At 51.4% G+C, this 24,973-nt stretch carries 23 protein-coding genes and 1 other annotated feature; of the genes, 6 read left to right on the top strand and 17 right to left on the bottom strand.

Going from position 1 to position 24,973, the window contains the following annotated elements; translation table 11 throughout:
• Nucleotides 1-270: 270 nt before the first annotated feature.
• From ilvD to ABC831_RS13800, 7 genes are all read right to left on the bottom strand, one after another.
• Nucleotides 271-1,929, bottom strand: a complete 1,659-nt coding sequence (ilvD, locus tag ABC831_RS13830; protein ID WP_343248697.1) for a dihydroxy-acid dehydratase — start codon at nucleotides 1,927-1,929, stop codon at nucleotides 271-273.
• A 606-nt stretch (nucleotides 1,930-2,535) separates the two neighbouring features.
• On the bottom strand, nucleotides 2,536-3,036 hold the full coding sequence (gene ilvN / locus ABC831_RS13825) for an acetolactate synthase small subunit (RefSeq protein ID WP_343248696.1): 501 nt from the start codon (nucleotides 3,034-3,036) through the stop codon (nucleotides 2,536-2,538).
• 12 nt (nucleotides 3,037-3,048) lie between these two features.
• Nucleotides 3,049-4,806, bottom strand: a complete 1,758-nt coding sequence (gene ilvB / locus ABC831_RS13820; RefSeq protein WP_343248695.1) for a biosynthetic-type acetolactate synthase large subunit — start codon at nucleotides 4,804-4,806, stop codon at nucleotides 3,049-3,051.
• A gap of 149 nt (nucleotides 4,807-4,955) precedes the next feature.
• Nucleotides 4,956-5,249 (bottom strand) — a binding site (T-box leader).
• Between the two features lie 220 nt (nucleotides 5,250-5,469).
• Entirely contained in the window at nucleotides 5,470-5,958 is a 489-nt protein-coding gene (locus tag ABC831_RS13815) for a hypothetical protein (RefSeq protein ID WP_343248694.1), read from the bottom strand.
• A gap of 128 nt (nucleotides 5,959-6,086) precedes the next feature.
• A complete protein-coding gene (locus ABC831_RS13810; protein WP_343248693.1) occupies nucleotides 6,087-6,419 on the bottom strand; it encodes a helix-turn-helix domain-containing protein in 333 nt (110 codons plus the stop codon).
• Between the two features lie 262 nt (nucleotides 6,420-6,681).
• The gene (locus ABC831_RS13805) at nucleotides 6,682-7,368 is read right to left on the bottom strand and encodes a FadR/GntR family transcriptional regulator (RefSeq protein WP_343248692.1); all 687 of its coding nucleotides are present in this window, start codon (nucleotides 7,366-7,368) and stop codon (nucleotides 6,682-6,684) included.
• A 51-nt stretch (nucleotides 7,369-7,419) separates the two neighbouring features.
• Nucleotides 7,420-8,397, bottom strand: coding sequence for a LacI family DNA-binding transcriptional regulator (locus tag ABC831_RS13800; RefSeq protein ID WP_343248691.1), 978 nt, complete (start codon nucleotides 8,395-8,397; stop codon nucleotides 7,420-7,422).
• Between the two features lie 129 nt (nucleotides 8,398-8,526).
• Here ABC831_RS13800 and ABC831_RS13795 point away from each other — a divergent pair, with 129 nt between their 5' ends.
• Nucleotides 8,527-9,048 (top strand): peptidylprolyl isomerase, encoded by a 522-nt coding sequence (locus ABC831_RS13795; RefSeq protein WP_343248690.1) that lies wholly within the window; start codon nucleotides 8,527-8,529, stop codon nucleotides 9,046-9,048.
• A 182-nt stretch (nucleotides 9,049-9,230) separates the two neighbouring features.
• Here the strand turns inward: ABC831_RS13795 and ABC831_RS13790 are convergent, their stop codons facing one another.
• Nucleotides 9,231-9,677, bottom strand: coding sequence for a hypothetical protein (locus ABC831_RS13790; protein WP_343248689.1), 447 nt, complete (start codon nucleotides 9,675-9,677; stop codon nucleotides 9,231-9,233).
• Nucleotides 9,677-9,886, bottom strand: coding sequence for a helix-turn-helix transcriptional regulator (locus tag ABC831_RS13785; protein ID WP_343248688.1), 210 nt, complete (start codon nucleotides 9,884-9,886; stop codon nucleotides 9,677-9,679). The genes ABC831_RS13790 and ABC831_RS13785 overlap by 1 nt, the downstream gene beginning before the upstream one ends.
• 365 nt (nucleotides 9,887-10,251) lie before the next feature.
• On the opposite strand from ABC831_RS13785, the gene ABC831_RS13780 reads away from it, so the two are divergent.
• The 4 genes from ABC831_RS13780 to ABC831_RS13765 are packed head-to-tail and all read left to right on the top strand — an operon-like array spanning nucleotide 10,252 to nucleotide 15,318.
• On the top strand, nucleotides 10,252-10,923 hold the full coding sequence (locus ABC831_RS13780; protein ID WP_343248687.1) for a response regulator transcription factor: 672 nt from the start codon (nucleotides 10,252-10,254) through the stop codon (nucleotides 10,921-10,923).
• Nucleotides 10,911-12,107 (top strand): HAMP domain-containing sensor histidine kinase, encoded by a 1,197-nt coding sequence (locus tag ABC831_RS13775; protein WP_343248686.1) that lies wholly within the window; start codon nucleotides 10,911-10,913, stop codon nucleotides 12,105-12,107. The genes ABC831_RS13780 and ABC831_RS13775 overlap by 13 nt, the downstream gene beginning before the upstream one ends.
• A 59-nt stretch (nucleotides 12,108-12,166) precedes the next feature.
• A complete protein-coding gene (locus ABC831_RS13770) occupies nucleotides 12,167-12,841 on the top strand; it encodes an ABC transporter ATP-binding protein (protein ID WP_343248685.1) in 675 nt (224 codons plus the stop codon).
• Nucleotides 12,838-15,318 carry an ABC transporter permease gene (locus ABC831_RS13765; RefSeq protein ID WP_343248684.1) on the top strand — a complete coding sequence of 827 codons (2,481 nt, stop codon included), beginning with the start codon at nucleotides 12,838-12,840 and terminating at the stop codon, nucleotides 15,316-15,318. The genes ABC831_RS13770 and ABC831_RS13765 overlap by 4 nt, the downstream gene beginning before the upstream one ends.
• A 122-nt stretch (nucleotides 15,319-15,440) precedes the next feature.
• On the opposite strand, the gene ABC831_RS13760 is transcribed toward ABC831_RS13765, so the two are convergent.
• Nucleotides 15,441-16,670 carry a hypothetical protein gene (locus ABC831_RS13760; RefSeq protein WP_343248683.1) on the bottom strand — a complete coding sequence of 410 codons (1,230 nt, stop codon included), beginning with the start codon at nucleotides 16,668-16,670 and terminating at the stop codon, nucleotides 15,441-15,443.
• 420 nt (nucleotides 16,671-17,090) lie between these two features.
• Between ABC831_RS13760 and ABC831_RS13755 the strand changes: the two genes are divergently transcribed.
• Entirely contained in the window at nucleotides 17,091-17,465 is a 375-nt protein-coding gene (locus ABC831_RS13755; RefSeq protein ID WP_343248682.1) for a DUF1622 domain-containing protein, read from the top strand.
• A 40-nt stretch (nucleotides 17,466-17,505) separates the two neighbouring features.
• On the opposite strand, the gene ABC831_RS13750 is transcribed toward ABC831_RS13755, so the two are convergent.
• The 7 genes from ABC831_RS13750 to ABC831_RS13720 all read right to left on the bottom strand — a co-directional run bounded on the left by ABC831_RS13750 (nucleotide 17,506) and on the right by ABC831_RS13720 (nucleotide 24,935).
• Complete coding sequence (locus tag ABC831_RS13750) at nucleotides 17,506-18,663, bottom strand: Gfo/Idh/MocA family protein (protein WP_343248681.1); 1,158 nt, start codon at nucleotides 18,661-18,663, stop codon at nucleotides 17,506-17,508.
• 26 nt (nucleotides 18,664-18,689) lie between these two features.
• A complete protein-coding gene (locus tag ABC831_RS13745) occupies nucleotides 18,690-20,111 on the bottom strand; it encodes an FAD-binding oxidoreductase (RefSeq protein ID WP_343248680.1) in 1,422 nt (473 codons plus the stop codon).
• Nucleotides 20,108-21,304 carry an FAD-binding protein gene (locus ABC831_RS13740; protein ID WP_343248679.1) on the bottom strand — a complete coding sequence of 399 codons (1,197 nt, stop codon included), beginning with the start codon at nucleotides 21,302-21,304 and terminating at the stop codon, nucleotides 20,108-20,110. Before ABC831_RS13740 ends, ABC831_RS13745 begins: the two co-directional genes overlap by 4 nt.
• Before the next feature lie 15 nt (nucleotides 21,305-21,319).
• Entirely contained in the window at nucleotides 21,320-22,180 is an 861-nt protein-coding gene (locus ABC831_RS13735) for an electron transfer flavoprotein subunit beta/FixA family protein (protein WP_343248678.1), read from the bottom strand.
• A gap of 211 nt (nucleotides 22,181-22,391) precedes the next feature.
• Entirely contained in the window at nucleotides 22,392-23,246 is an 855-nt protein-coding gene (locus ABC831_RS13730; protein WP_343248677.1) for a MurR/RpiR family transcriptional regulator, read from the bottom strand.
• A gap of 42 nt (nucleotides 23,247-23,288) precedes the next feature.
• Complete coding sequence (locus ABC831_RS13725; RefSeq protein WP_343248676.1) at nucleotides 23,289-24,227, bottom strand: ROK family protein; 939 nt, start codon at nucleotides 24,225-24,227, stop codon at nucleotides 23,289-23,291.
• A 21-nt stretch (nucleotides 24,228-24,248) separates the two neighbouring features.
• Nucleotides 24,249-24,935, bottom strand: coding sequence for an N-acetylmannosamine-6-phosphate 2-epimerase (locus ABC831_RS13720; protein WP_343248675.1), 687 nt, complete (start codon nucleotides 24,933-24,935; stop codon nucleotides 24,249-24,251).
• Nucleotides 24,936-24,973 lie beyond the last annotated feature (38 nt).

Below are 24,973 nucleotides of genomic sequence, written 5' to 3'. Positions count from 1 at the left end.
AGTCCGGGGCCGGGCACTGTTTGAGCGAATGCGAGTTTGCCCGGCCCCGGACTTGGCTAAAATTCTGCCCTATAAGAAATCCATAAGACCTCTCAATGTCCCCACAGGGAGACCAATTCCCCCAGTTCCAGCCACCCATGCCCGCAAACCAACCGCCGCAGGCCTTGACCGCCCGATAAATCCAGATCCCGTACCCCAGCCCGCCCTGCTCCGCCTGCAAAAAAATAAAAGGGGGGTGATGGCGAAGGTGATGGATTCTGGTGCAGCGGATTATTGTAAGATGGCTCCGGTGTTGGCGGAGGTTACGCTTTTGGCGTAGCGGGCCAGGCAGCCGCCTGTTATTTTGGGGGTGGGTGGGGACCAGCGGGTTCTTCGGGTGTGTAGGATGTCGTCGGGAACCGCCAGACGGATCGTGTGGTTGGGGATGTCGATTTCGATTGGATCATTATCTTCGACCAGGGCGATGGGGCCGCCCAGGGCGGCTTCGGGAGATACGTGGCCGATGGCGGCGCCCCGGGTGGCTCCGGAGAATCTGCCGTCGGTGATCAAAGCCACACTGCTTCCGAGTCCGCTTCCCATGATGGCGGAGGTGGGATTGAGCATTTCTCGCATGCCCGGACCGCCTTTGGGTCCTTCGTAACGGATGATGATAATGTCGCCGGGGTGGATGAGGCCCTGGTAGATGGATTGGAGGGCTTCCTCTTCCCTGTTGAATACTCTGGCTCTTCCCGTATGCTTCATCATTTCCGGGGCGACAGCCGATCGCTTAACTACGCAGCCGTCCGGGGCCAGATTGCCCTTTAGGACAGCGATTCCTCCCGTGGTGCTGTAGGGGTTATGGAGCGGGCGGATAACCTCCGGGTCCATGATTTCACAGTTTTGGATATTTTCTGCTATGGTTCGGCCGGTGCAGGTCATCAGATTCGTATGTAACAGGCCCTGCTTGCTGATCTCGTGCATGACGGCACGAATTCCTCCCGCCCGGTGAAGATCTTCGATATAGTGGGGCCCGGCCGGTGCCAGATGACAAAGGTTCGGCGTTTTCTCTGAGATTTCATTAGCAAGATCCAGGTCCAATGTAATATCGCACTCATGAGCAATAGCCGGCAGGTGGAGCATACTGTTCGTGCTGCATCCGAGCGCCATATCGATGGTTAGTGCATTCAGAAAAGCTTCCCGGGTCATAAGATCCCTCGGTTTTATATCCTGTTCCACCAATTTCATTATCTGCATTCCTGACCGTTTCGCAAGCCTCAGGCGCTCGGAATAGACAGCAGGTATCGTACCGTTCCCGGGCAATCCCATACCCAGCACTTCAGTCAGGCAGTTCATACTATTCGCCGTGAACATACCGGAACAGGAACCGCAGGTGGGACAGGCATTTTGCTCACACTCTTCGGCCTCCTCTGCCCCCGCCTCACCGGTAACACACCGGCTTACCACCTCAGATACATTAGAGTAACTGATCCTTTCCTGACCGATTCTTCCTGCCAGCATAGGGCCTCCGCTCACAAAGATCGACGGTATGTTCAGCCTGGCCGCAGCCATCAAAAGCCCCGGTACATTCTTATCACAGTTAGGAACCATAACCAGACCGTCAAACGGATGCGCCATCGCCATGGCTTCCGTGCTGTCCGCGATCAGCTCCCTGGTTACCAGGGAATACTTCATCCCTTCATGTCCCATAGCAATTCCGTCACAAACTGCGATAGCCGGAAACACCACCGGCACTCCGCCAGCCATAGATACCCCCTGCTTCACTGCCTCCACGATCTTATCCAGATTCATATGACCCGGCACGATCTCATTCCAGGAACTCACAATACCAATCAAAGGCTTCTCCATCTCCTCCTCCGTAAGTCCCAGCGCATAGAGCAGCGCTCTCTGCGGCGCCGCCTCCATCCCTTTCTTAATCCGGTCACTTCTCATTAACATCCTCTCCTTTCACATATGATGTATACTATCACACATGACATACTATGTCAACAATTACATTATACATCTCAACATACATCCTCCATCCACAACTCCCCCGCCTATGCCTACGCCCTTCCCGCCTTCCTTCCCTCACCAGTGCCGGGCCATGGAACAGAGGAAGGTCTGGGGGCGGCGGAGCTGCTCTTAGGGGGAACGCAGGAGTCCGGGGTGTCTGACAGGGCAGAATGCTGTCTTTGTCCGGGGCGGGGCGGTGGATTGTCCCTGATCCGGGGCATTGGGCGGCCGTGCTGCTGCTTAACAAAAAACCGGGGGATGGGAGCAGGATGCGCGGCGGCGTTCCACGCCGACGTGCAAGGGTCTCTGAGCCTGGAACGCATCCAGCGTTCCTGGCGAATAGACCCGGTTCCTGTTCCCATCCCCCGGTTTTTTGTTTAGCAGCAGCCGGCGCAAGCCCACAGCCCCGGATCAGGGACAATCCACCGCCCCGCCCCGGACAAAGACAGCATTCTGCCCTGTCAGGCACCCCGGACTCCTGTGTTCCCCCTAAGAGCAGCTCCGCCGCCCCCAGACCTTCCTCTGTTCCATGGCTATCCCAACCTACCGCTCAGACATACTGACCGCCTCAATCGCCACGCTCCCTCCACGGACCACCTCGATTCTGTTCCCGAAGCTCTCCGCCAGCAGCCGCATCAGGTCACTGTTTCTATTTTCAGTCTGCAGGCACTCCAGAATTACGGCATTTTTTCCATAGTCTTTGATCCGCACCCGGAATACTTCCGCGATCCGGAAGATTTCCTGACATTCCTCCACGCTTAAGTTCCCTGCCTTTATGAACATCAGCTCTTTTTTGTGGATGGGGATGTCGGTATAATCCACGACCTTGATGACTTCCACGCTGCGGTTCAGCTGTTTCTTGATCTGCTCAAAGGTCAAATCGTCGCTGGTCAAGCTGATGGTCATGCGGGAAACCGTGGGATCTTCGGTCTCCCCCACTGTTAAGCTGTTCAGATTGTACGCTTTTCCGGAGAACAGACCGGATATTTTGGCCAGCACTCCGATTTCATTTTCTACATACAGGGATATCCATCTCTTTTTCATCAAACTTTCCTCCTATGCTTCCATAATCATATCGCTCAATGCGTTGCCGCCCGGAACGATAGGCAGGACGTTGGCTTCTCTTTCAATGATAAATTCAATTAACGTGGGTGTACTCTTATTTTCCCTGGCTGCTGTCAGCGCGGCCTCTATATCTTCCGCGGATTTTACCCGGATTCCTTTGGCATCGTAGCTTTCCGCCAGCTTTACATAGTCGGGGAGATATTTGGGGCAGCATTTATCCGGATTCAGGCAGTCTTTTTTACAGCTTTTCCGGTAGCATAGACAGGTGCTGGAATACCTTCGGTTGAAAAACATCTCCTGCCACTGGCGGACATTTCCCAGATAGCCGTTGTTCATAACACAGATAATAACCGGAAGCTCCAGCGCCATAGCAGTGGCCATTTCCTGAAGATTCATCTGCATACCGCCGTCTCCGCTGATACAGATAACATCCGTGTCCGGATTACCGATTTTTGCGCCGATGGCGGCCGGGAATCCGTAGCCCATGGTACCCAGCCCTCCTGAAGTCAGCAACTGCCGTCTCTCATCCAGCTCCAGATATTGGGTGGTCCAGAGCTGGTTCTGTCCAACGTCGGTCACAACAATGGATTCCGGAAACATGGTATTGATCGTCCGAAGGATCAGCTCCGGAGTCAGAATCTGGTTTTGGTTTGATTCCTGATGCTGGCTTTGTTCCTGCTGCCCCATCTGAATCGGATATTTCCGCTTCCATTCATCGATCTTCTGCGTCCAATCCTCCAACTGCAGCTGCCGCGCTTCTCCTAACATCATCTGAAGGGCCGCTTTTGCATCCCCTACGATCGGGATATCTACCGCTATGTTTCTGGAGATGGACGCCGGGTCTACATCCACGTGTATGATCGTAGCGCGGGGCGCGAATTCACTGATTTTTCCGGTAATCCGGTCGTTGAACCTGGTTCCGATGGAAAACATGACGTCGCACTCGCTGACCGCATGGTTCGACGCGTAGTTTCCGTGCATCCCGATGTTTCCTACATACAACGGATGGCTGGTGGGAATACTGCCTTTTCCCATGATCGTCGTGATGACCGGGACGCCGGTCTTTTCCGCGAACTGGGTCAGCAGCGCTTTGGCGCCTGATATCTTCACTCCGCCGCCGCACAGCAGAACCGGCCGTTTCGCTTTGTTGAGTATTCCCATGGCTTTCTTCAGCTGGCCTGCATGGATACCGGTGTTGGGCTTGTATCCGCGTATATTTACTTCTTTTGGATATTCGCTGCTGCCGAACGCCTGCTGGATATCTTTCGGGATATCGACGACTACCGGTCCCGGTTTTCCAGATGCCGCGATGTAGAAGGCCTCCCTGATGATCCTGCCCAGGTCTTTCCGGTCGCGCACGGTAACTGCATACTTACAGATGCTTCTCGTTATTCCGACGATATCCACCTCCTGGAACGCATCGTTTCCGATGAGATTCGTGGGTACCTGGCCTGTGAAACAGACTAACGGCACGCTGTCATAGTTGGCGGTGGCGATACCGGTCACCAGATTGGTAGCTCCCGGGCCGCTGGTCACCAGACAGACTCCTGTCTTTCCTGTCGATCTGGCATAGCCGTCTGCCTCGTGGACCAGTGCCTGCTCATGTCTTGGCAGCACCACATCCAGCCCGTTCTGTCCATACAGCGCGTCGAACAGATCGATGGCCATCCCTCCGGGGTAGGCGAACAGAGTCTGTACCCCCTCCTCCATCAAAGCTTTTACGAATAAATCCGCGCCTGTTATTTCCATCTTTCATCCCTCCTGTGTCATATTTTTTCCGTGTGTGATTCCTCTTGCATGTGTCTGTGAAACTAAAAATAATGAGCCAGAAACTGCCGGAGTCCGGGACTGCCTTACGGATGTTAGAACGAAAAAAAGCCCTAAGCCAAATACCTTTGGCTTAGGGCGAATATTTCATCCGTGTTACCACCTAAATTCAGAGATTCCTCTCTGCACTCTGCCAGTACGGATAGATTACCGGAACTGACAAGAGATTCTATCAGTACGGATATTACTATCGATACCGCTTTCCCTGTAACGGTGGAAAATTCCGTTGAAGTCTACTAAAGATCACTCTCGTTCGGTCCACTGCTCGGAGGCTACTTCCATACTCCCGAATTGAAGATTCGCACCAGCCATCTTCTCTCTGTAAATTCCGCAAAGTATTTACTCTTCCTCGTCCCTGCATTTTCTATCTCAATTATTTTTATCGCTATGAGCACTTAGCGGCTGTTCTTTAGACGCTTACGTGCGATGCATAAAAAATAGTCAGCGAAGCTTTTTTATGCGCTACTATTTTTTACCACTTTAACACAGGCAATTCATGATGTCAATTGAAATATATCTGTTTCAAAAATATTTCAACCTATTTCAAAAATATGCCTATTAACAAATAACTATTCACAGATTTAATTAGATAAATTCCTGCACTCTCAGCCAAAGGGCATGCAGGAAGGGATACCCAAAAGGGGCAAGAACAAAGAGGAACCTACCTACCAGATCCGCATCCTGATTTTCAGTGTCATTTACTGTGAAGTCATAATCTATGGTTTCATAATACTGCTGATTGTGCAAAAAATATTCGACTACGATAAAAGCGTTTTCACCATTGTTAATAATATTGGAACATACAATGCGGGTATCTGTAACGGCTGCCTTTTTATAAATAATCCGCGCCGATTTCAAGGATTCATAGCAGCCGTTCTCTTTAACTTTCCATATGGAATAGACGCCGATATTACCGGTCGGTGTTTCGCTGTATTGTTTGACGGTTGAGATGCTGATGATATAAGTAAAAATAAGTAATGTAACGGCTGCCGCCAATATCACTGACAAGCCGGCGAAGATAAGCTGCTTTTTCTCTATTCTGGTCATAATCACTCCGCTCTTAAGCAGATTCAAACGAAAAACGTTTTTATCGTGCGTGTATAGCTTTCAAGAAGCCATTTATGTACAGTTGTTGGGAAGCTATTAATCAGGAAACCATTTATCAGGAAATACCGGATTTGGTATTTGGGATAAACCGGAAGCTAATGCTTGATATACTTATGTAATTCATATAATAAGTTTTTCATGTGCTCCATGATAAAAGCAATCTCGTTTTCATCGCAGCCTTTTACGATGTTCAGCAGCTGATCCTGTACCTCGGTTAATTCGTAGTCCTCCTGTGTACTTTTGGCCGGAATAATCTGATCCACCGAGATATCCAAAGCGGTGAGTATGGACAGCAGACAGTTTAAACTCATTCTCTTATGTCCGGTTTCCAGCCGATAGATATAGTTTGGTGTAACGCCCACTAATTCCGCTAATTTTTCCTGGCTCAGACCTTTGCTGACTCTTAAGTTTTTTATATTTTTAGCCATCTGTTTGTAAATTAATTCCAAAACTATTCCACCTTATCTTCCTACCCATTATTTTAGTCATATCGTTTCGCTGCGCAACTGACTGTGGGGAAATTATTTTTCCTGCCAGTCAGGGTTGGGCAGAATCTCTAAGGAGGTCTGGCAGATGACTTTTTTCGACAATTAGAAAAGACGATTATCCTTCGGTTTTTGGATAATCGTCTTTTCCTTTTTTTTATGTATAGAGGGACAGGTACCGCCCTGAAGCTCTTATTAAAATACTCTATCCCTCTGTATCCAGCCCCAGTTCCTTCATCGCATGACGGATATGGATCTTCATCGCGCTTCTGGCCCCCTGGGCATCCCTGGCCTCCAGGAATTCCATGATAAGCCCATGATCGCTTAAGGTACTCTTTACCGCCGCCTCGCTCTGAGCGGAAAGCGCCACCCCCCTGCCGATCGCCTCATACAGCACCGGCATCAGCTTGTACATGAAGTCATTATGGGTAGCTTTCGCAATCGCTTTGTGAAAAGTATGCTCTGCCTCAGTCCGGTCTTTCCCTTCACGAATAAGTTCTTCCACCTGCCGTCCGTAGCCGATGATCCGCTTCAGCTCCTGGTCACTGGCCCTGACTGCCGCCAGTGCGGCCGCTTCGGGTTCAAAAATCAGACGCATCTCATACAGATCCCGGGCACCAGCTTTCGTATCTGTCAGGCTGCCAAGCGTCATTCCCGCAAAGGTATCATTTTCCTCCCGGACGTAGGTGCCTAGCCCTCTGCGTATCTCCAGCACCCCGTTGGTGATCAGAATGCGGACGGCCTCCCGAAGAGTCGTCCGGCTGACATCCAGCTCCTGAGAGAGTTCATTTTCATTTGGGATCTTATCCCCGGGCCGGAACCTTTTCTCGATCGTAATCATGGTCCTGATATCGTCGGCCACACTTTCCGAAAGCCTTTTCCCACTTGCCATTTAGACTCCTCCTCCCGTTCTGCTTCTTCCGCCTGGTGATACAGGATTCGTTCAGACGGTTTCCCTGCTGATCACTTCGAACCCCATTTTCCGGTGCCTTGCCGTCAGATTCTTTGCCTCCATCATATCCAGCAGCATCTCTGCCGCCTCCACGCCGCTGTCCCGATAAAAATAACGGGCGGTGGTCAGTTTGGGAGAGATCACTTCCGCTAATTTGGTGTCTCCCAGGCTGGCAATGGATATATCCTCCGGTATCCGCCTGCCCAGATCCCGGACCGCATTCACCGCCCCCGCCGCGATCTCATCCGCAGCCACAAACACTGCGTCAATATCCGGATTCCTGCTCAACAGCTGACACATCGTGTGATACCCTTCCTGTATCCCATATCCGGTTTCCGTTATAATGATATTTTCCTGCGGAACGCCATTCTCGGACAAAACTGCCAGAAACCCATCCTGTTCCCTTAAATCTTCCCGGTTTTTCCGCGGCACCGCCAGCATAGCGTACTGCTTTCTGCCCCGATCGACGAGAAGCTTCGTCATGCTTCTGGCCGCCTCGTAACCATCGAAGCAGACACAGCTGTGCCCTTTTACCTGCTGTCCGATGATCACGCAGGGCGTCGTCAGTTTATCCAGAAATTTCTGCTGTTCTGCCGGAAAACCGGTTGGAATAAAGATAATCCCATCCACCCGGTTGTTCCTGAATATATTCAAATATTCCAATTCTCTGCTTGTACTGTTTTTTGAGTTACCCAGTAATAGATAATACCCTTTTTCTGCCAGCACGGAGGTAATTCCGTCTCCCATCTCACAGGCAAAATCGGATCGTATTTCCGGAAGAACGATACCCACCTGCATGGTTTTATTCGTCCGCAGCATCTGCGCCTGCGCGGATGGTATGTAGCCCGTCGCATCGATGACCTTTTTGATTGCCTGCCTTTTCTCCTGACTTACATACCCGTCATTTATATATCTGGATACCGTCGCCCTTGAAACTCCCGCCAGCCTTGCAATCTCATTGATATTCACGGTATAATTCTCCTTTTATCATCGGTATAAAGCTCAAGAAAAATGATATCAGAAAAATTATGTTTTGGAAAGCCCGATTTTGTGGTAAACTTTAAAGAATAACGTAAGAAAGAAAGGATGTACAAAATTATGGCACAGAATCCAGTGGTAACATTTGAAATGGAAAATGGAGATCTCATCAAAGCGGAATTATATCCCGATCTCGCTCCCAATACGGTCAATAACTTTATCAGCCTTGTCAAATCCGGTTTCTACAACGGCCTGATCTTCCACCGTGTAATTAACGGTTTCATGATCCAGGGCGGATGCCCGGACGGCACCGGAATGGGAGGCCCCGGCTACAGCATCGCAGGCGAATTCGCTCAGAACGGATTCGTAAACCAGTTCAAACACGCTCCCGGCGTATTATCCATGGCCAGAGCGATGCATCCCAACTCCGCCGGAAGCCAGTTCTTTATCATGCATCAGACCTCTCCCCATCTGGACGGCTCGTATGCAGCCTTCGGCAAGGTGACGGAGGGAATGGACGTGGTAAATAAAATCGCTGAAACCGATACGGATTACAATGACCGGCCGCTTACTCCTCAGGTAATGAAAACAGTTACCGTGGAAACCTTTGGAGTAAATTATCCGGAACCTGAGAAAATGTAAGGATAGCCGTCAGAGGCCGTCCTATATTGTTCTGGTACTTAGACGGCTGAAAAGGCATACTCTGCAGAACTTTGATCCATTTGATGATCTCTGCAGGGTATGCCTTTTCTCTGTATGAAGTATATTTTCGAAATGTGTAATGGCATTTTAGCTGGGCAGCCTTTTTCTCAATATATGAAGTCTCAATATTTCCGCAGATAGTATGTCTTGAGAACAGCTGCCGCGGTCACATGAAACACCAGTACCGCTGCCATGGTCAAAGCCACGATCTTATTGTAATAGGCAGACACGGTGATTCCCACCACCAGCGCTGCGGTTGTAATAAAAAAGCTCTTTCCCAGCGCGCTCTGCCGGATCATCTGCCTGCGCTCATCGTTCTCGGAGCGGTACAGGGCATTCAGCTTCGTCTCGCTTCCAAGCGCCATCCGAAGCCTGACCAGATAGATGATCAGCAGGATACAAAATCCAAAGAATAGGCCGCTGACAAAAGAAGACAGCATCTCGTCCGTACTGCCGCCCGCGGCGCTGCCCGCCGTCATGATACCGGCCGCAACGATCGCCACCGCTGCCAGCAGGCCGATTCCATATATTATGATCCTGTGTTTCACTGTTTTTCTGAATTCATTCATTATAATTCCTCCTTCACCTCTGAAAAATCAAACACTTCTTCAATCGTCAATCCGAAATAGCGGGCAATCTTGTAGGCCAGTACCAGCGATGCGGTATACTTTCCCACTTCGATAGAGGTAATGGTCTGCCTCGTCGTTCCCACCGCTTCCGCTAACTCTTCCTGAGATAATTTTTCCGCTTTCCGCAGTTCCCGTATTCGTGTTTTCAAACATATCACCTTCTATTTATTGCTAAGTTAACTTTGCATTCTTAGTATAGTCTGCTTTGCATTTTTTGTCAAGTGTACTTTGCACTTTTTTGTGAAGTGTGCTTTGCATTTTTGTCGGGTGTACTTTGCATTTACTTTTTCGGATGCTGGACTAACCGAGGCTGCATCCGGGGACAGGCCCCTTTCTCTGCGCAGTTACCTGAAAATATGGCTTTTCTGCCGAAAGATGCCAGTCCCCTCCCATATTTGACAGATATGTATGGAACTATTAGAATTAAGAAAAATAAACAGAGAAAAATTTGAGATTTCTCTGCAATAATTACAATTAGTGAAACATCCACGATCACCGAAAGGAGGTCTCTGATATGAGTAAAATTCTCTTAGCCGACGATGAAAAAGGGCTCGTCACGATGATGAAAAATTATTTTGAACTGTCCGGATACCAGGTACTCACAGCCTGCTGCGCGGCGGAGGCACTAAAACAGGCAGCCCGGCAGCCGGATATTATTTTACTGGACATCAGTATGCCCGACCAGGACGGGCTGACCGTCTGCACCCGTATCCGGGAGCATATCTCCTGTCCCATACTTTTCCTGACCGCCCGGGTGGAAACAGCAGATAAAATCAAAGGATTCCAAGCCGGAGCCGATGACTACATCGTCAAACCCTTTGATCTGGACGAGCTGGGAGCAAGGGTAGCGGCCCACCTGCGCAGGGAGGACCGGAAGCAGGGCCAGTCCGTCCTGCGCTTTTTCGGGGAAATGTCCATCGACTTCACCAAACGTCAGCTTACCATCGGTGATGTGGAAATCCCCTTATCAAAGATCGAATTTGGGATCGTAGAACTGCTCTGCTCCAACCCAGGCCAGGTCTTTGACCGGGAGAGGATATATGACATCGTATGGGGTCTGGAGGGAAGCGGGAACAGCGACACGATCATGGAACACATTCGGAAAATAAGGGCAAAGTTCTCTGCCTGCACACTGCACAATTACATTGAGACGGTATGGGGGGTGGGTTATAAATGGAATGGCTGAACAAGAAAGGGCTCCGGCAGTCCTTTTTTATCATCACCGGTCTCTTTTTATGCCTGGGAATCCTGTTCGCCGGCATCACATTTTTTATCTGCCTGAAAGCCCAAACTAATCTTTCCGCTTCGCCAAATTTCGAAATATCATTGGACGGAGAAGGAAAAATCATCTCTGAGAAGGAAACCGCAGAGAATCCGCAGGCTGCAGACCCCGGCGGCGGCCTCTGGAACCTGGTCACTCTCCTCCAATTCATTTTGCCTGTACTATGGATTATCCTGTCACTGATCAGCGCCGCCATCGTTTTTTACAATCTCAAACTAAAGCGTCCGCTTGCCGTATTGCAGGCAGGCGCCTCCCGAATCCAGCGCCATGACCTGGATTTTCATATCGAATCCTGTGCGCAGGACGAACTGGGCCAGCTCTGCGAATCTTTTGAAATCATGCGAAAAGAGCTGCAAAAAAACAATCAGGAGCTCTGGCGTCAGATGGAGGAGCGCAAAAGGCTGAACGCCGCCTTTGCACACGACTTAAGAAATCCCATCACCGTTCTGAAGGGTTCCGCGAAAATACTCCAAAAAGAAGCAGCGCAGGATTCCCAAATCCATTCACCCATCATAAAAGAATCCATATCTTTGATCACAGAATACACCGCCCGTATAGAATCCTACGCAGCGCTTATGACAAACGCACAAAAATTAGAAGAAATCGAGTGCCGCCCCCTCCCATGTGACACATCCGCATTACACACAGAACTGGAACGCGCGCTGACTGTCCTTACTGCCGGCCAGAATAAAAAGGTGATAATATCAAATACCATTTTCACACCGCAAGTACACATCGACAAACAATTCTTATTTGACACCGCGGAGAATCTGGTAAATAACGCCCTGCGCTATGCCTTTGCCACCGTCCAGGCAGACGTGTCCTATCAGCAGGATAACATACAAATCTGCGTTACCGATGACGGTCCCGGCTACCCTGATACGATACTGAAAAAAGGGCCGACCCCATTCTTCAGAGAGAATCCCTCGGGAAACGAACATTTTGGAATGGGTCTGTACATCTGTAAACTCCTGTGTGATAAGCACCAGGGAGGCAGCCTGACCCTTGAGAACACCAGCCGCGGAGCAAAAGCTACTGCCGTATTTAGAACGGCAGGCCCGCTCTGCTCCCATTCTTCAACTCCTTGAGCATTTCTTGAGATTCATCCGTTACAATCTTCTTATCAAGCAGATAAGGAGATTTTTTTATGGATATTCAGGTGAATCAGATTTCGAAAGTATACGGCAGCGGGGATAATCAGGTAGCCGCCTTAAAGCAGGCTGACATGACCATCCATCCCGGTGACTTCATTTCCATTATGGGACCTTCCGGCAGCGGAAAGAGTACTTTGCTGCATATCCTAAGCGGTTTGGACCGGCCGACCTCCGGAACGGTGACGTATGGCAAGACGGATATTCATCACGGGACAGACCGGGAACTTTCCGCTTTCCGCCGGCAGAAAATCGGTTTTATTTTTCAGCAGTTCAATCTTCTTCCCGTCCTCACCGCCCGGGAGAACATCCTCATGCCGCTCCTGCTGGACAGGCAGAAGCCGGATGAGGCGCATCTGAAACAGCTGGCCGGGCTGCTGGGCCTTACAGACAGACTGGACCATCTCCCTCATGAATTATCCGGCGGGCAGCAGCAGCGGGTGGCGGTCGCCCGCGCTCTGATCGCGAAACCGGATGTAATCTTTGCGGATGAGCCCACCGGGAACCTGGACAGCAAAAGCGGCGGGGAAGTGATGGCTATGCTGTGTGACATTCGGGAAAAACTGGGCAAAACACTCGTCATCATTACCCATGACAGCCGTATTGCGAAAATGGCCGGCCGCCGGTTCTATATCGTGGATGGAGAGCTATCGGAGGTGACGGGATCATGAATTCATATCTGTCTTTAGCCTGGAAGGAATTAAAAGCCCAGAAAATCACCTCGGTCCTGATTTTATTGGCGGTTATCCTGTCAACCATCGCCACCACCGCCATCGGCCAGTCCATTGGGATCTTACAGTCCATGCGGGTGAATCAGGCTTCCGGCCTGAATGGGGACCGCTACGGGACTTTCCATCAACTGACCGAAGAACAGGCGGCCGCTCTGTCCTCGGATCCCCGTCTATACGATGTCGGCAGTCTCATCAACCTGGGCAATCTGGAGCTGGGCAGCAGCGGTCTGACCCTGTTTCTGAGGGAATACTGCGGGAATGCTCTGGACGCCTACCCCTCTGTCGGAAAAATAAAAGAGGGGCGGCTTCCCGCTAAGGAACGGGAAATCGCCCTGCCGGAGGACGCGCTGCAATATCTTAATTTTAACGGGAATCCGGGGGATCTGATCACTCTTCCCGTAAAAATCAGCCTGCAATCCGATACGCAGCCGCCTTATGCGTATACCGCCGATTTTGTGCTGACCGGTATCCTGGAAAGCAACTACATCGGTTATGCCACCGGAACCGTGGACGCGGTAGTTGGTGAAGGAACCGCGGCCGCCCTGCTCCCTCCCCGTTATTTTCTGTACTCCACAGATTTCAAGACGAAAAACAGCGATAATTTTCAATCCATTGTGTATGATCTTGCCGGTCAGCTGAACATATCGGAGGATCATATCCAATATAACTGGGTGCTGCTAGACGCCCTGGGTATCTCCTATGATGAAAAAGGAAACGCCGATACCGCCGCAGGTTTCCCCTTTATGACGGCTGCCTGCGTTCTGGTCGGCGCACTGATCCTGTTGGCGGCCGGTCTGGTTATCTACAATATATTAAAAGTTGCGATTGCAAAGCGGATACAGGAATACGGGACCCTGCGTGCCATCGGAGGAGAACGAATACAGCTGTACCATCTGGTGACTTCTCAGCTGCTGGTGCTTTGCGGAATCGGAATTCCGGCCGGATTATTATGCGGAGTCCTCTGCGCGAAAGGAATCCTGACAGCAGCCACCGGACTGCTGAATCCGGACCTGTTCCTGGCTGCCGACACCCGGGAACTGAACGCTGTCATAGCGGAAAACAGCTCCTGGAAAATATGGCCTATACTGGCCAGCGCTGCCGTTACCCTGCTGTTCTCGGTACTCGCCGCCTTTCCCGCCGCCCGCTACGCCTCCCGCGTATCGCCCACGGTTGCCATGCGGGGGCAGAAGCTGAAGATCCAAAGACGCAGCAGAAAGAAACAAAGGATACGCAGCTTCGAGGCTTTTTATGCCCGCCTGAATCTGAAGCGGGGCCGCGGGCGTACCTGGGTCACCATTTTGTCTATGGTTATGAGCATTACCGTTTTTGTGGCGCTTCAAAGTTTCAGCGGCCTTCTGGATACAAGCGGGGCCGTACAGCAAATGCATCTGGGCGACTATGCGGTCACGAACGAAACCGTTGGAATACCCCCGAAAGCAGCGGCCGAATTAAAGGAACATGAGATGGTCGAAAATTTGTCGTATACAAAATTATCGGTCTACCAGCAGGATAAAGAGGGGAATCTGCCTGTCAGTCTTACTATTCCCCTGCAGTCCTGGGAGTCCTTCCAGATAGCCGGAATCGATTTCTCCCGACTGTCCTCTTACGCGTCCGGCCTTTCGGATCAGGATCTCCAGGAACTGCAAAGCGGGAAAGCCTGCCTGATCAAGAATCCCATTGCCTTTGCCTATGAAGGGAAAACCGTAGAGTCTACAACCCTGCAGATAAATGACAGGATTACGGTTAACGGACAGGAAATGAGGGTGGCCGGTATCGCGGACAATCCGGTAACCATCAACAACGAAGGTTTTGTAAACGGCGTACAGGTGATCGTATCCGATGCGGCTTATGACACTTTGACCGGACGGACTAACTATTCCGAGCTCTACCCAAAACTGCGGGAGGGCGCGGACGCGGCTTCCTTTGAAAGTCAGCTGGAAGAATGGTGCCGGGAAAATCCTGGCAGTCATTGGCTCTCCTACCGCCAGTCTGACGCGCAGCTGGCCGAGAGCTTCGAACAGATCCGCCTTCTCTGCTGGGGACTGATTTTATTCATCGGATTGATCGGTGTGCTGAATATCATCAACACGGTTTATACGAATATTCATACCCGGGTTCATGAAATCGGCATGCAGCGGGCAATCGGCATGAGTACACGAAGCCTCTATCAGACATTCCTGTGGGAGGGGGCCTACTATGGTCTGATCGCCTCTGTATTCGGCGCTGTCTGCGGATATCTATGTACGATTTTTATCGGCGCTGCTGCAGCCGATCATTTATACTGGACGGCCGTTCCGGTGGTTCCCATTCTGGAAGCCGCAGCTGTCTCTGTGGCAGCCTGCCTGGCCGCCACCGCCATCCCGCTGCGCGGGATCGCCAAAATGAATGTGGTTGATTCTATTCTGACGGTTGAATAAGGGTTTCCCTCAATCGGCAAAATCAGAAGAAGGCACAGTACCCGCCGGCCTGTTTTGTACAGATGAATCTTCTGTACAGCCCCGGCCTAAGTACTGTGCCTTTCCCTGTTTCACTGATTTCATTAGATATTGTTAATGTCCTCTATGATTTCATCCGCAGAATAGAACTCCTTCACAAGGCTTTCCTTCTTCACTTTGGCAGTGTCATAGACCGCATGGAATGCCTTATCATACTCTTCTTTGGACATGAGTTCTCCTTCCCATTGATACTGATAAATGGGCTCACCGTCCTGATCCAGCTGGACATTGGAATTGTCCTGCGCGCCGTAGTAACCGGCCGCGATCTGTGTCAGCTGTCCATGTTCCATTCGGTACACCACGTCATAGTAGCTGTCCATATGCCCGTCGGAATTACACAGAAGACTCCCCCGCTCAATATATGAAAAATTCAACCGGCTAAGCTGCGTCTCATAGACTCTCCCATCCCCGTAGCTGATGATTTTACTCCCCACCGCTTCACTGCTGCCGAAGGCTGCGATCTCCGGGATATCATCCTCATCGATATAAATTAACCGGTACCCTTCCCACATACCTGCGTCCTGAGCCTGCAGATAATCAGTATAAGCCTGCTGCCAAGAGCTCTTCGCATCCACGGGCATCGGCCGGTCCGCTCCGAGGAACCCCAGCACGGACTTTACAGTGATTTCCGCCAGGGCAGAATTGGTTTGTTCACTCAGCTCTTTTTCAAACGTGAAAGAGCCCTTAGCATCCCCTCTGAAAATTCTGGCTTCCGAGTATCCGGTACCCGCATCCGGCCCCGAAGACGGCGAATAACTGCAGATAATGATAATATCGTTATAGCCGTCACTGTTATAATCCGGAAAAGATACTGCTTCTACCGAGTTAAAACTCTCATTCGACCGGATGTTATCCGGGAACGGCCCATCCAGGATGCTGCTCACCTTGTTATCCTTCCAGACAACGAATTCTGCGTCTGCCAGCGGTTCCTGCTCCGTATCCGGCGAATAGGAGGCAAATTTCACCTCACCTAATGGTTTGAGCTCCACATCAAAAGTCTGGTCTTTGATGATTCTCTCCTCCGAGAACGTCCTGTCTGCCTGGTCTTTTTGATCCTTTTGATGTTCCTCCATTCCCTGGCTTTTCTTATCATTTGTCCCGAAACCGGATTCCTGTTCTTTGCTTTGACTCTCCTGCGCAGGCGGCTCCTGGTCCGGTACCGCTTCCTTCTCCTTGCCGCAGCCTGCTGCCAGGCCCATCAGCAAGATACCAAATACGATTATCGCTGCTTGTCTCATAGTTCTTCCTGCAGATTTTCTGGTTGTTCTCTTCATGATTTCCTCCATGCATACATTTGCACATCCAGATATACTTTACAGCATCCCTGAATGCATGCCCTTCGGGCGGGTCTGCAGCAAAGCTGCAAAAAAGGTATGGGTAAACCTCTTATCGCTCAACCTTTTCCCTTTGTTGTTTCATTTCTCAGTTTCTCACAGGGATGACTATCCTGCAGACTCTATTATACTATCCCAGTACCGATCTGTCACTAATTTCTCTTTCTGTGGAAATTCTGTGAAAATAAATGGACCCCGATTTATGGACGAAACCGTTCTGATCTGAAAATCCATAGAAATCCTGCACTATATCTGAAAATCTATAGGAATCCCCCTTGTTCCCTGTGTATTTCCAGGTTATAATATAGTCACTTCGGAAAAAAGTGAACAAAAATGTATGGAAGAAAGGACTCACCTGTCATGGAATTTGAACAAATTTTACACATCGTGGTCACCTGCTTCATCCACGTGCTGGAATGTATCGGCATCCTTATTATCATGGTTGGCGGTTTACGCACTTTTATTTCCTATGTTCGTTCCGGTTTCAATGCGGACAGGCATGACATCAAGCTGGGCTTCGCCCGATCCCTTGCTTTCTCCCTCGAGTTTAAGCTGGCTGGCGAAATTCTGAGGACGGTGATCACCAAGACCATCAGTGAGATGTATGTCCTGGGCGCCATTATCCTGCTGCGGGCCATCCTCACCGTCGTCATCCACTATGAGATAAAATTCGAGACTGAAAATGAACGTCTGGAGCAGGAACAGGAACAATTGGAACAGAAAGAACCAAAATAAGCGGCCTCTTTCCCGGCCTTTTAATGGATCTGCTACGGCACTACGGCAGAGGTTTTTCCAGCCTCATCTGGGCAGCCAGCGCATTCTGATATACTCCATCATCTATGGGAATCGAAATCTCCTCCTGAAACCAGCTGGACAGATACGCTGCGTTGGCCAGCTCCAGTGCATTGAGCCCTTCCTCCCCCGGAACAGCCAGAACGTTACCGTACCTGATATGATCTGCAAAATTCTGCAGCATCAGCCGATAAGTATCGGCTGTTTCTTCGACTGGAATTCTTCTGCATCGGTGGGCAGGTTTTCCATAGATCTCCCGGTTCGACCGCGCGAATTCATCCGTCGCGACCTCATTCTCATCAAAGGTAAGCACCGCATTATTTTCTAACGTGAGCCGCCCCTTTGTCCCCCAGATCTCCAGCCGGTTAACCCCCGGGCTTTCTCCCGAGGACGCCAGATAATTCCCTTTAAAATCCGCTGCGTAGTGAAACTTCAGTTCTACGCTGTCATCCACGGAAAACGAATGGAATCTGCCGTAACCTATGTCCGCCCGGATACTCTGCGGCATCCCGAACAACCACTGCCAGAGATCCAGATCATGCTGGCACTGGTTGATCAGCAAGCCTCCGCCCTCACCCGTCCAGCTGCAGCGCCACGGGGAACTCTGGTGGTAACAGGGAGACCGGTACCAGTCGTTTCTGATCCAAAGCGCGCTGGTCAGATTTCCAAGACAGCCCTCACGGATCATTCGGTGAGCCTGAATCCAGGCGGGCAGCATCCGCAGATTAAACATGACCGCAAAAGCAGGCCGAATGCGGTTTTCTGCGACGGACGCCTGCCGGTGTGCGTCAATGAACTGCCGCGCTTCCATCGTACTGACCCCCAGCGGCTTTTCCGCCAGCACATGTAATCCATGCTGAAAAGCCCTGATCCCCAGCGTCACATGAGTCCGGTGCGGCGTGGCGATCAGGAGTCCGTCGAACTCGCCGGCATGGTCAAACATATGATCTGTATTTTTGTATATCTGAACATTAGGATACCGGCTACTGATCTCCTGCTGGCCGTCCTGATTCCGGCAGCAGATACCGGTAAGCGTAAGCCCTTCTATCCCGCCGTCTGTCATCCGTTCGGCATACTGCCTCCCCATTCCGCCATATCCCACTAAGACCATACGAATCTTTCTTTCCTGTTTGCCCGCCATTTGAATACGATTCCACTTCCTTCCTGTTACCGCCGGATAAGAGCCGGCGCTCCGCAGACTACCTTTCCGGGATTCAGCAGTCCTTTGGGATCAAAAACCTGCTTGATCCCCTGCATCAGCCGGATCTGCGCCTCTCCTACCTGCTGCTCTAAGAATGCCTGCTTTGCATATCCGATCCCGTGCTCGCCGGATACCGCGCCGCCCAGTTCATTGGCCCGTTCATACATTTTATCAAAGGCCAGGGCCAGTTTCTCCTTCCATACCTCCTCATCCAGCTCATCCCTGCAGATATAGACATGCAGATTCCCGTCCCCGGCATGCCCGAAGCTGGGAATACGGATATCGATCTCCCCGGCCAGCTGGTGGGTGTATTTGATAAATTCTGCCACATGGTTCCGCGGCACGACCACATCGCACTCATCCATCTCCGTTGTGGAGGCTTTGATCGCCTCCAGGAACGCGCTTCTGGCGGACCAGACGGAATCCTTGCGCTCATCGGTGTCGACCAGCAGGACATCAAACGCCCCCTGGCGCAGACAAAGCTTCGCTGTCTTATCGTACTCCGCTTCCACCTGCTCCAGGGAACTGCCGTCAAAGGTCAGCAGCAGATACGCGTCGCTCTGGGTATCCGGGAATTTCTTACCCAGATATTCTTCCGCGAACAGGATCGTCTCCCGCTCCATGAATTCGATCGCCGTCGGAGCGGATTTGGACCGGATGATCTCCGGAACCGCCTCGATCGCCGTCTCCATAGACGGATACGGGATCAGCAGGCTGATGCTCTTCTGGGGCAGCGGCACCAGCTTCAGTACCGCTTTGGTGATAATGCCAAGCGTACCTTCCGAACCGATCATCAGGTCTTTTAAGCTGTAGCCGGAGCTGTTTTTGACGATTTTACCGCCCAGCTCCACGATCTCTCCGGTGGGGAGAACAACCGTCAGAGCCCGGACATAATCCCGGGTAACACCGTATTTCACCGCCCGCATACCGCCGGCATTGGTGCTGATGTTGCCGCCGATGGTGGCCGACTTCTCACCCGGGTCCGGCGGATACAGGAAATCGTGATCCTGGGCGAACTGGGCCAGCTCCATCAGCAGCACGCCCGGTTCCACCGTAACCGTCAGATTCTCTTCATCCAGTTCCAGGATATGATTCATCTGCGTGGTTTCCAGCATAATTCCGCCGTACAGGGCCACGGCCGCACCGACTAATCCCGTTCCGGACCCCCGGACAACTACCGGTATATTTTTATCATACGCATATTTCATAACAGCAGATATTTCCTCTGTCGACCCGGCCCGGATCAGCACGTCCGGATAGCTGGTGATCCCCCCCAGCTCATCATGGCTGTAATCCTCACCGATCTGCTCCCGGGTCAGCAGGTTCTTCTCCTCTACGATCTGTTTTAACGCCTGGATATCCTCCTGGTCTATCTTGTGATAATTCATCGCCCATGCCCTCCTTTCAGCTGTTCCGTCAGTTTCGGAATAATCTCGTACAGATCCCCTACCAGTCCGTAGTGCGCCACATCGAAGATGGACGCGTTCGGATCCTGATTAACCGCGATGATGCAGTCCGATCCCTTCATTCCTGCTACAAACTGTACGGACCCGGAGATGCCAAGCGTGATGATCAGCTTCGGCTTCACGGTCCTGCCGCTTAAGCCGATCTGATGCTTGGCGTCAAACCACCCTGCTTCGATCAGCGGTCTCGTACAGGCCATATGTGCCCCCAGCAGTTCACAGAGCTCTTCTATCATCTCCATGTCCTTCGGGCTTTTCACACCACGTCCCACCGCTACGATCACTTCTGCCTCTGATATATCGATTTCCTTCGGCTTTTCAATTACCCGCAGCACCTCGGTATCCGTTTCCACTGCGGAATCGGGAAGCTGCATCCTGGTCACTTTCCCTCCGGCCTGCTCCTGCCTCTCCGGCGCCGAGAAAATCTTATACCGGACGGTACAGAACTGGGGCCTTGAATTTGGTGTCACGATCTGGGCCATAATATTTCCGCCGAAAGCCGGACGAATCTGAACCAGATCCGTATTGTCCTTCATCTGCAATATCGTACAATCAGCGGTCAGCCCGGTCCGGAATCTGGCCGCCACCTTAGGAGCCAGTGACCGCCCCAGGTTCGTAGCCCCGACTAACACAGCGCTGGGATGCACCTGCTTCACAAAATCTTCCAGGGCATTGGCATAAGGGCCGATCCGGAAATCCGCCAGTTCCGGCCTGTCATAGACAAATACTTCATCCACGCCGTAGTGCAGCAGTTCCTCCGCCGCATCGTTAAGTCCACTGCCCAGGATCACGGCATACACCGGATGAGCGTTGACCGCAGCCAGTTCTCTGGCCTTTCCGATCAGCTCGAACACGACGGGATGGATGCTTCCCTGTTCGTATTCCGCGAATACGGTAACTCCATTCCACAGGCTTTTATCGACTCCCTCGGATTTTAGTTCCTCCAGTGTGATCACGCCCCGGGGGCCTTTTTTCACACACAGCTTACACATTTTGCAGCCGGCGCTGATATCCAGTTTTCCGTTTTCATAGCTGATGGCACCGAACGGGCAGGTTGCCATCAGCTGCCCCGCTGTCTGCTCATTTACCAGTTCTTCGTGTATATGTAACGTTTGCACGGCTCATTATCCTCCCTATATGAATTTCTTCCCGCCCAATATCCGGACAAAGGTTGTGGTCAGCAAGTCAGCGTCTCCCTCGAAGATCTCCTTCGATGTGTTCTTCTGAGGCGGGAAGATACGCTCCACCTGTGTGGGGGATCCGGCCAGGCCATAGTGTTTCTCGTCCTGGTCCGCAAAATCCCGGATGGAAAACGTCTGTATGCAGTTCTCATCCGCTGCCATCTTCCGGCGGTACGACGGAAGCCTGGGCGTATTCGCGTCCTTATCGATGGTCAGCAGGCACGGAAGAACCATCTTTACCTGCTGCAGATACCGGTCCATATTCGCTTCCACGGTGATCGTCTTTTCACCGGTTACCGCATTCGCTCCGGCTGACTCATCTTCTCCGGTTACCGTATTTTCTCCGCCCGCCGCACAGCCCTGGACAGCCAGGATTCTCTGCACATTCGCCATATGATCCATCCCCAGGAACTCAGCCGTCTCAGGCCCTACCTGGGCGGTGTCCCCGTCCGTGGTCTGTTTGCCGCACAGGATCAGATCGTATTCTCCCATCTTCCGGATTCCCTGGGACAGGGTATAACTGGTCGCCACTACGTCCGCTCCCGCGAACTTCCGGTCACTGATCAGGCCGCCGTTGTCGGCTCCCATATAGACCGCTTCCAGCAGTACACTTTTGGCCTGGGGCGGCCCCATGGTGATCACATCCACCGTTCCGCCGTACGCTTCCCGCAGGCACAGCGCCTGCTCGATGGCATACAGGTCGAAAGGGTTCATCTTGGATTCCACGCCGTCCCGTTTTAAAACTCCCGTCTTTTCATCCACTTCCACATTGCTGGTTCCTGGTACCTGTTTGATACACACCAGAATCTTCATGTTCTACCTCCTCGAAAGGTCTTTCTTTTTATGTTATTCATCAGGTGCTTTATCCCGTTTCCTATATTCAGTTTCGCCTGCGGAACTCTTTGCCCGCGGCGGGTTTTCTATTCATTCGGACGCATGTTTCCTCCTGAATAAAAAGATACCCCAACCAGTGCAGCCCGGGACGGCTGCCGCAGTTTGAGGTATCCATATACACAATCCAAATTTAATACATCTTATCCACGATGGATTCCGCGGATTTTTTATTGTTGATATAGCTCTCGTTATATGTCTGCCGGTAATATTCCGTATACAGCACTTCCATAATATACAGCTGGCTCATAACCGCAGTGGTGGAGCCTCCCTGCAGCGGTCCTTCCTTCGCTCCGCAGAGGATGGAGGTATCGGAATAGGTCGTAAGCGGCGATTTGGCAAATCTGGTGATGCCAACCACGTAGGCCCCCGCTTCCTTTGCCAGTTTCGCCGTCAGGATCGAGTCCTTCGTGGAACCGGAATAGGAGATCACTACCGCCACATCCTGCTGGCCCAGCAAAGACGCCGCCATAGCCTGCATATGGGAATCCGTATAACAGAATACCTTATCCGTGATCCGCAGGAATTTGTTGGTCGCCATCATGGCCACATGGCCGCTGGAACCGACGCCGAAAAACATGATCTTTCTGGCCGGCACCATCGCCCGCAGTACCTGAAGGAGCTTCTGGTGGTCCAGCAGCGCATTGGTCTCCACAACTGCGTTGACATTGGAATTCAAAAGCTTCTGGGTCAGCACCATCAGATTGTCGTCCTTGTTGACATCTTCCAACAGAGGCTGTGCTTCCTCTTCCCCTTTGATACTTAAGGATACTTTGATCTTGAATTCCTGGTACCCCTGCAGCTTCATCGTCTTACAGAACCGGAATACAGTCGTTTCCCCCACCTTACATGCGTCCGCCAGATCCGTAATGGACATAAACAGAACATCCTGCGCATGCTGCAGCAGATAATCCGCCACCTTTCGTTCTGCCTTTGTAAACTGATTATAGTTGGAACGTACCTGCATCATAAAATCGCCTTGAGCCATAGCAACTCTCCTTCAAATAATTTTCTCCATGATTTGAGAATTTTACCGGCCCACCCGTTCTTTTGCCAGGTGAACTGCTCCCCAGAGGCCCGCCCTGTTACCGAGCCCGGCCCTTTTGAACACCACATCCCGAAAGCTTGGCATGATCCGTTCCAGGGTTACTTCCTTCACCTTTTCCACTACATAGTCCTGAGCCATTACCCCGCCCCCCAGCAAAATGCACTGAGGATTAAAAATATGTATCAATGTAACCAGTCCATGGGCAATCTCCCAGATCCAGTCATCCAAAAGTGTCTGGAGCACCGGATCATCGGAGATCCGCTCAAAGAGTTCCCGGCCGTTATGGATGTCCGGATCATATGCGTGAACGGTCCGGATCAACGCGCTGGTCGAGGCGTAGTCTTCATAGCATCCGCTGATTCTCCGGCCTTTTACCACCTGTCTGCCATGGACCACCACACTTCCCACTTCACCGGCAGATCCAGCCGCCCCGCGGAAAATCTGTTTTCCGATCACGATGGCTCCTCCCACTCCGGTTCCGTAGGTGAGGCACAGATAGTCCTCGAATCCTCTGGCAGCTCCATAGTGCCCCTCTCCAACCGCCGCGGCATTCACATCGTTCTCTACCGCAACAGGCACCCGGAATTCTGCTTCCAGACGTTTTCGGATCTCCATACCGGTGTATCCTGGAATATTATCGTTGGCGTAACGGATCTTTCCTTCCTGTACGTCCACCTGGCCGGCGGTGCTGATCCCGATGGCGTCACAGGGGCCATATGACTTCAGAATCTCAGCCGCACGCTGCATAACGAATTCTCCGCCCAGACACGCGTCCGTATCCTGTTCCTTGTGTTCCGTTAATATTTCATCACTGCAGACCGCGCTTTTTATGGAAGTTCCCCCGATATCCAGTGCCAGTATTCTCATTGCCCACTCCTGCCTTACCACATTGATACACACATCATTTATACATACAATCATGGTAATTATTATATTATACACTCATTTACGGATCGCCGCTACATATCTTTTCGTAATGTCCATAGGCCTGGTGATGGCTGTTCCCACCACAGCTGCCAGTACCCCTGTCTTTAACGCTTCTTTTAACTGATCCGGACTCCAGATCCCGCCTTCCGCGATTACCGGCTTACCCGTGTCCTCCACCAGCCGTCTCATCAGGTCAAAATTCGGAAGAACAGCCTCTGCCGTGTAAGGCGTATATCCATGCATGGTGGTAGCTACTATATCAAATCCAAGTTCCGCAGCCCGCATGCCTTCCTCATAGGTCGAACAGTCCGCCATAAACAGCTGATTCGGATATTTTTTTCGTACCTCTCGAAAAAACGGCTCCAATTCAACATTTCCCGGACGGGTCCTCTTCGTACTGTCCAGCGCAATGATTTCCACACCGGTCTGTATCAGCGCCTCCACTTCCTTCCTCGTGGGCGTGATATAGACATCGGAATCTCCATATACTTTTTTGATAATTCCGATCACCGGTAACGGCACCTCTTTTTTTATTTCGATAATATCTGACACACTGTTGGCCCGGATTCCTACTGCACCGCCCTTCATCGCTGCAACCGCCATACGCTGCATAATATAAGAGCTGTACAGCGGTTCGTCTTCCAGTGCCTGACAGGATACAATCAGTCCTCCTTTTATTTTCGCCAGTATGTTATTTTCCATCTGGTATCAACCTCCTCTTCCCCCAAACAGCAGTTACC

Source organism: Diplocloster hominis (assembly GCF_032380655.1).
GTDB lineage: Bacteria > Bacillota > Clostridia > Lachnospirales > Lachnospiraceae > Diplocloster > Diplocloster hominis.
Note: the sequence above shows the minus strand (reverse complement) of the source record. Positions and strands in the feature narration are given on the sequence as shown.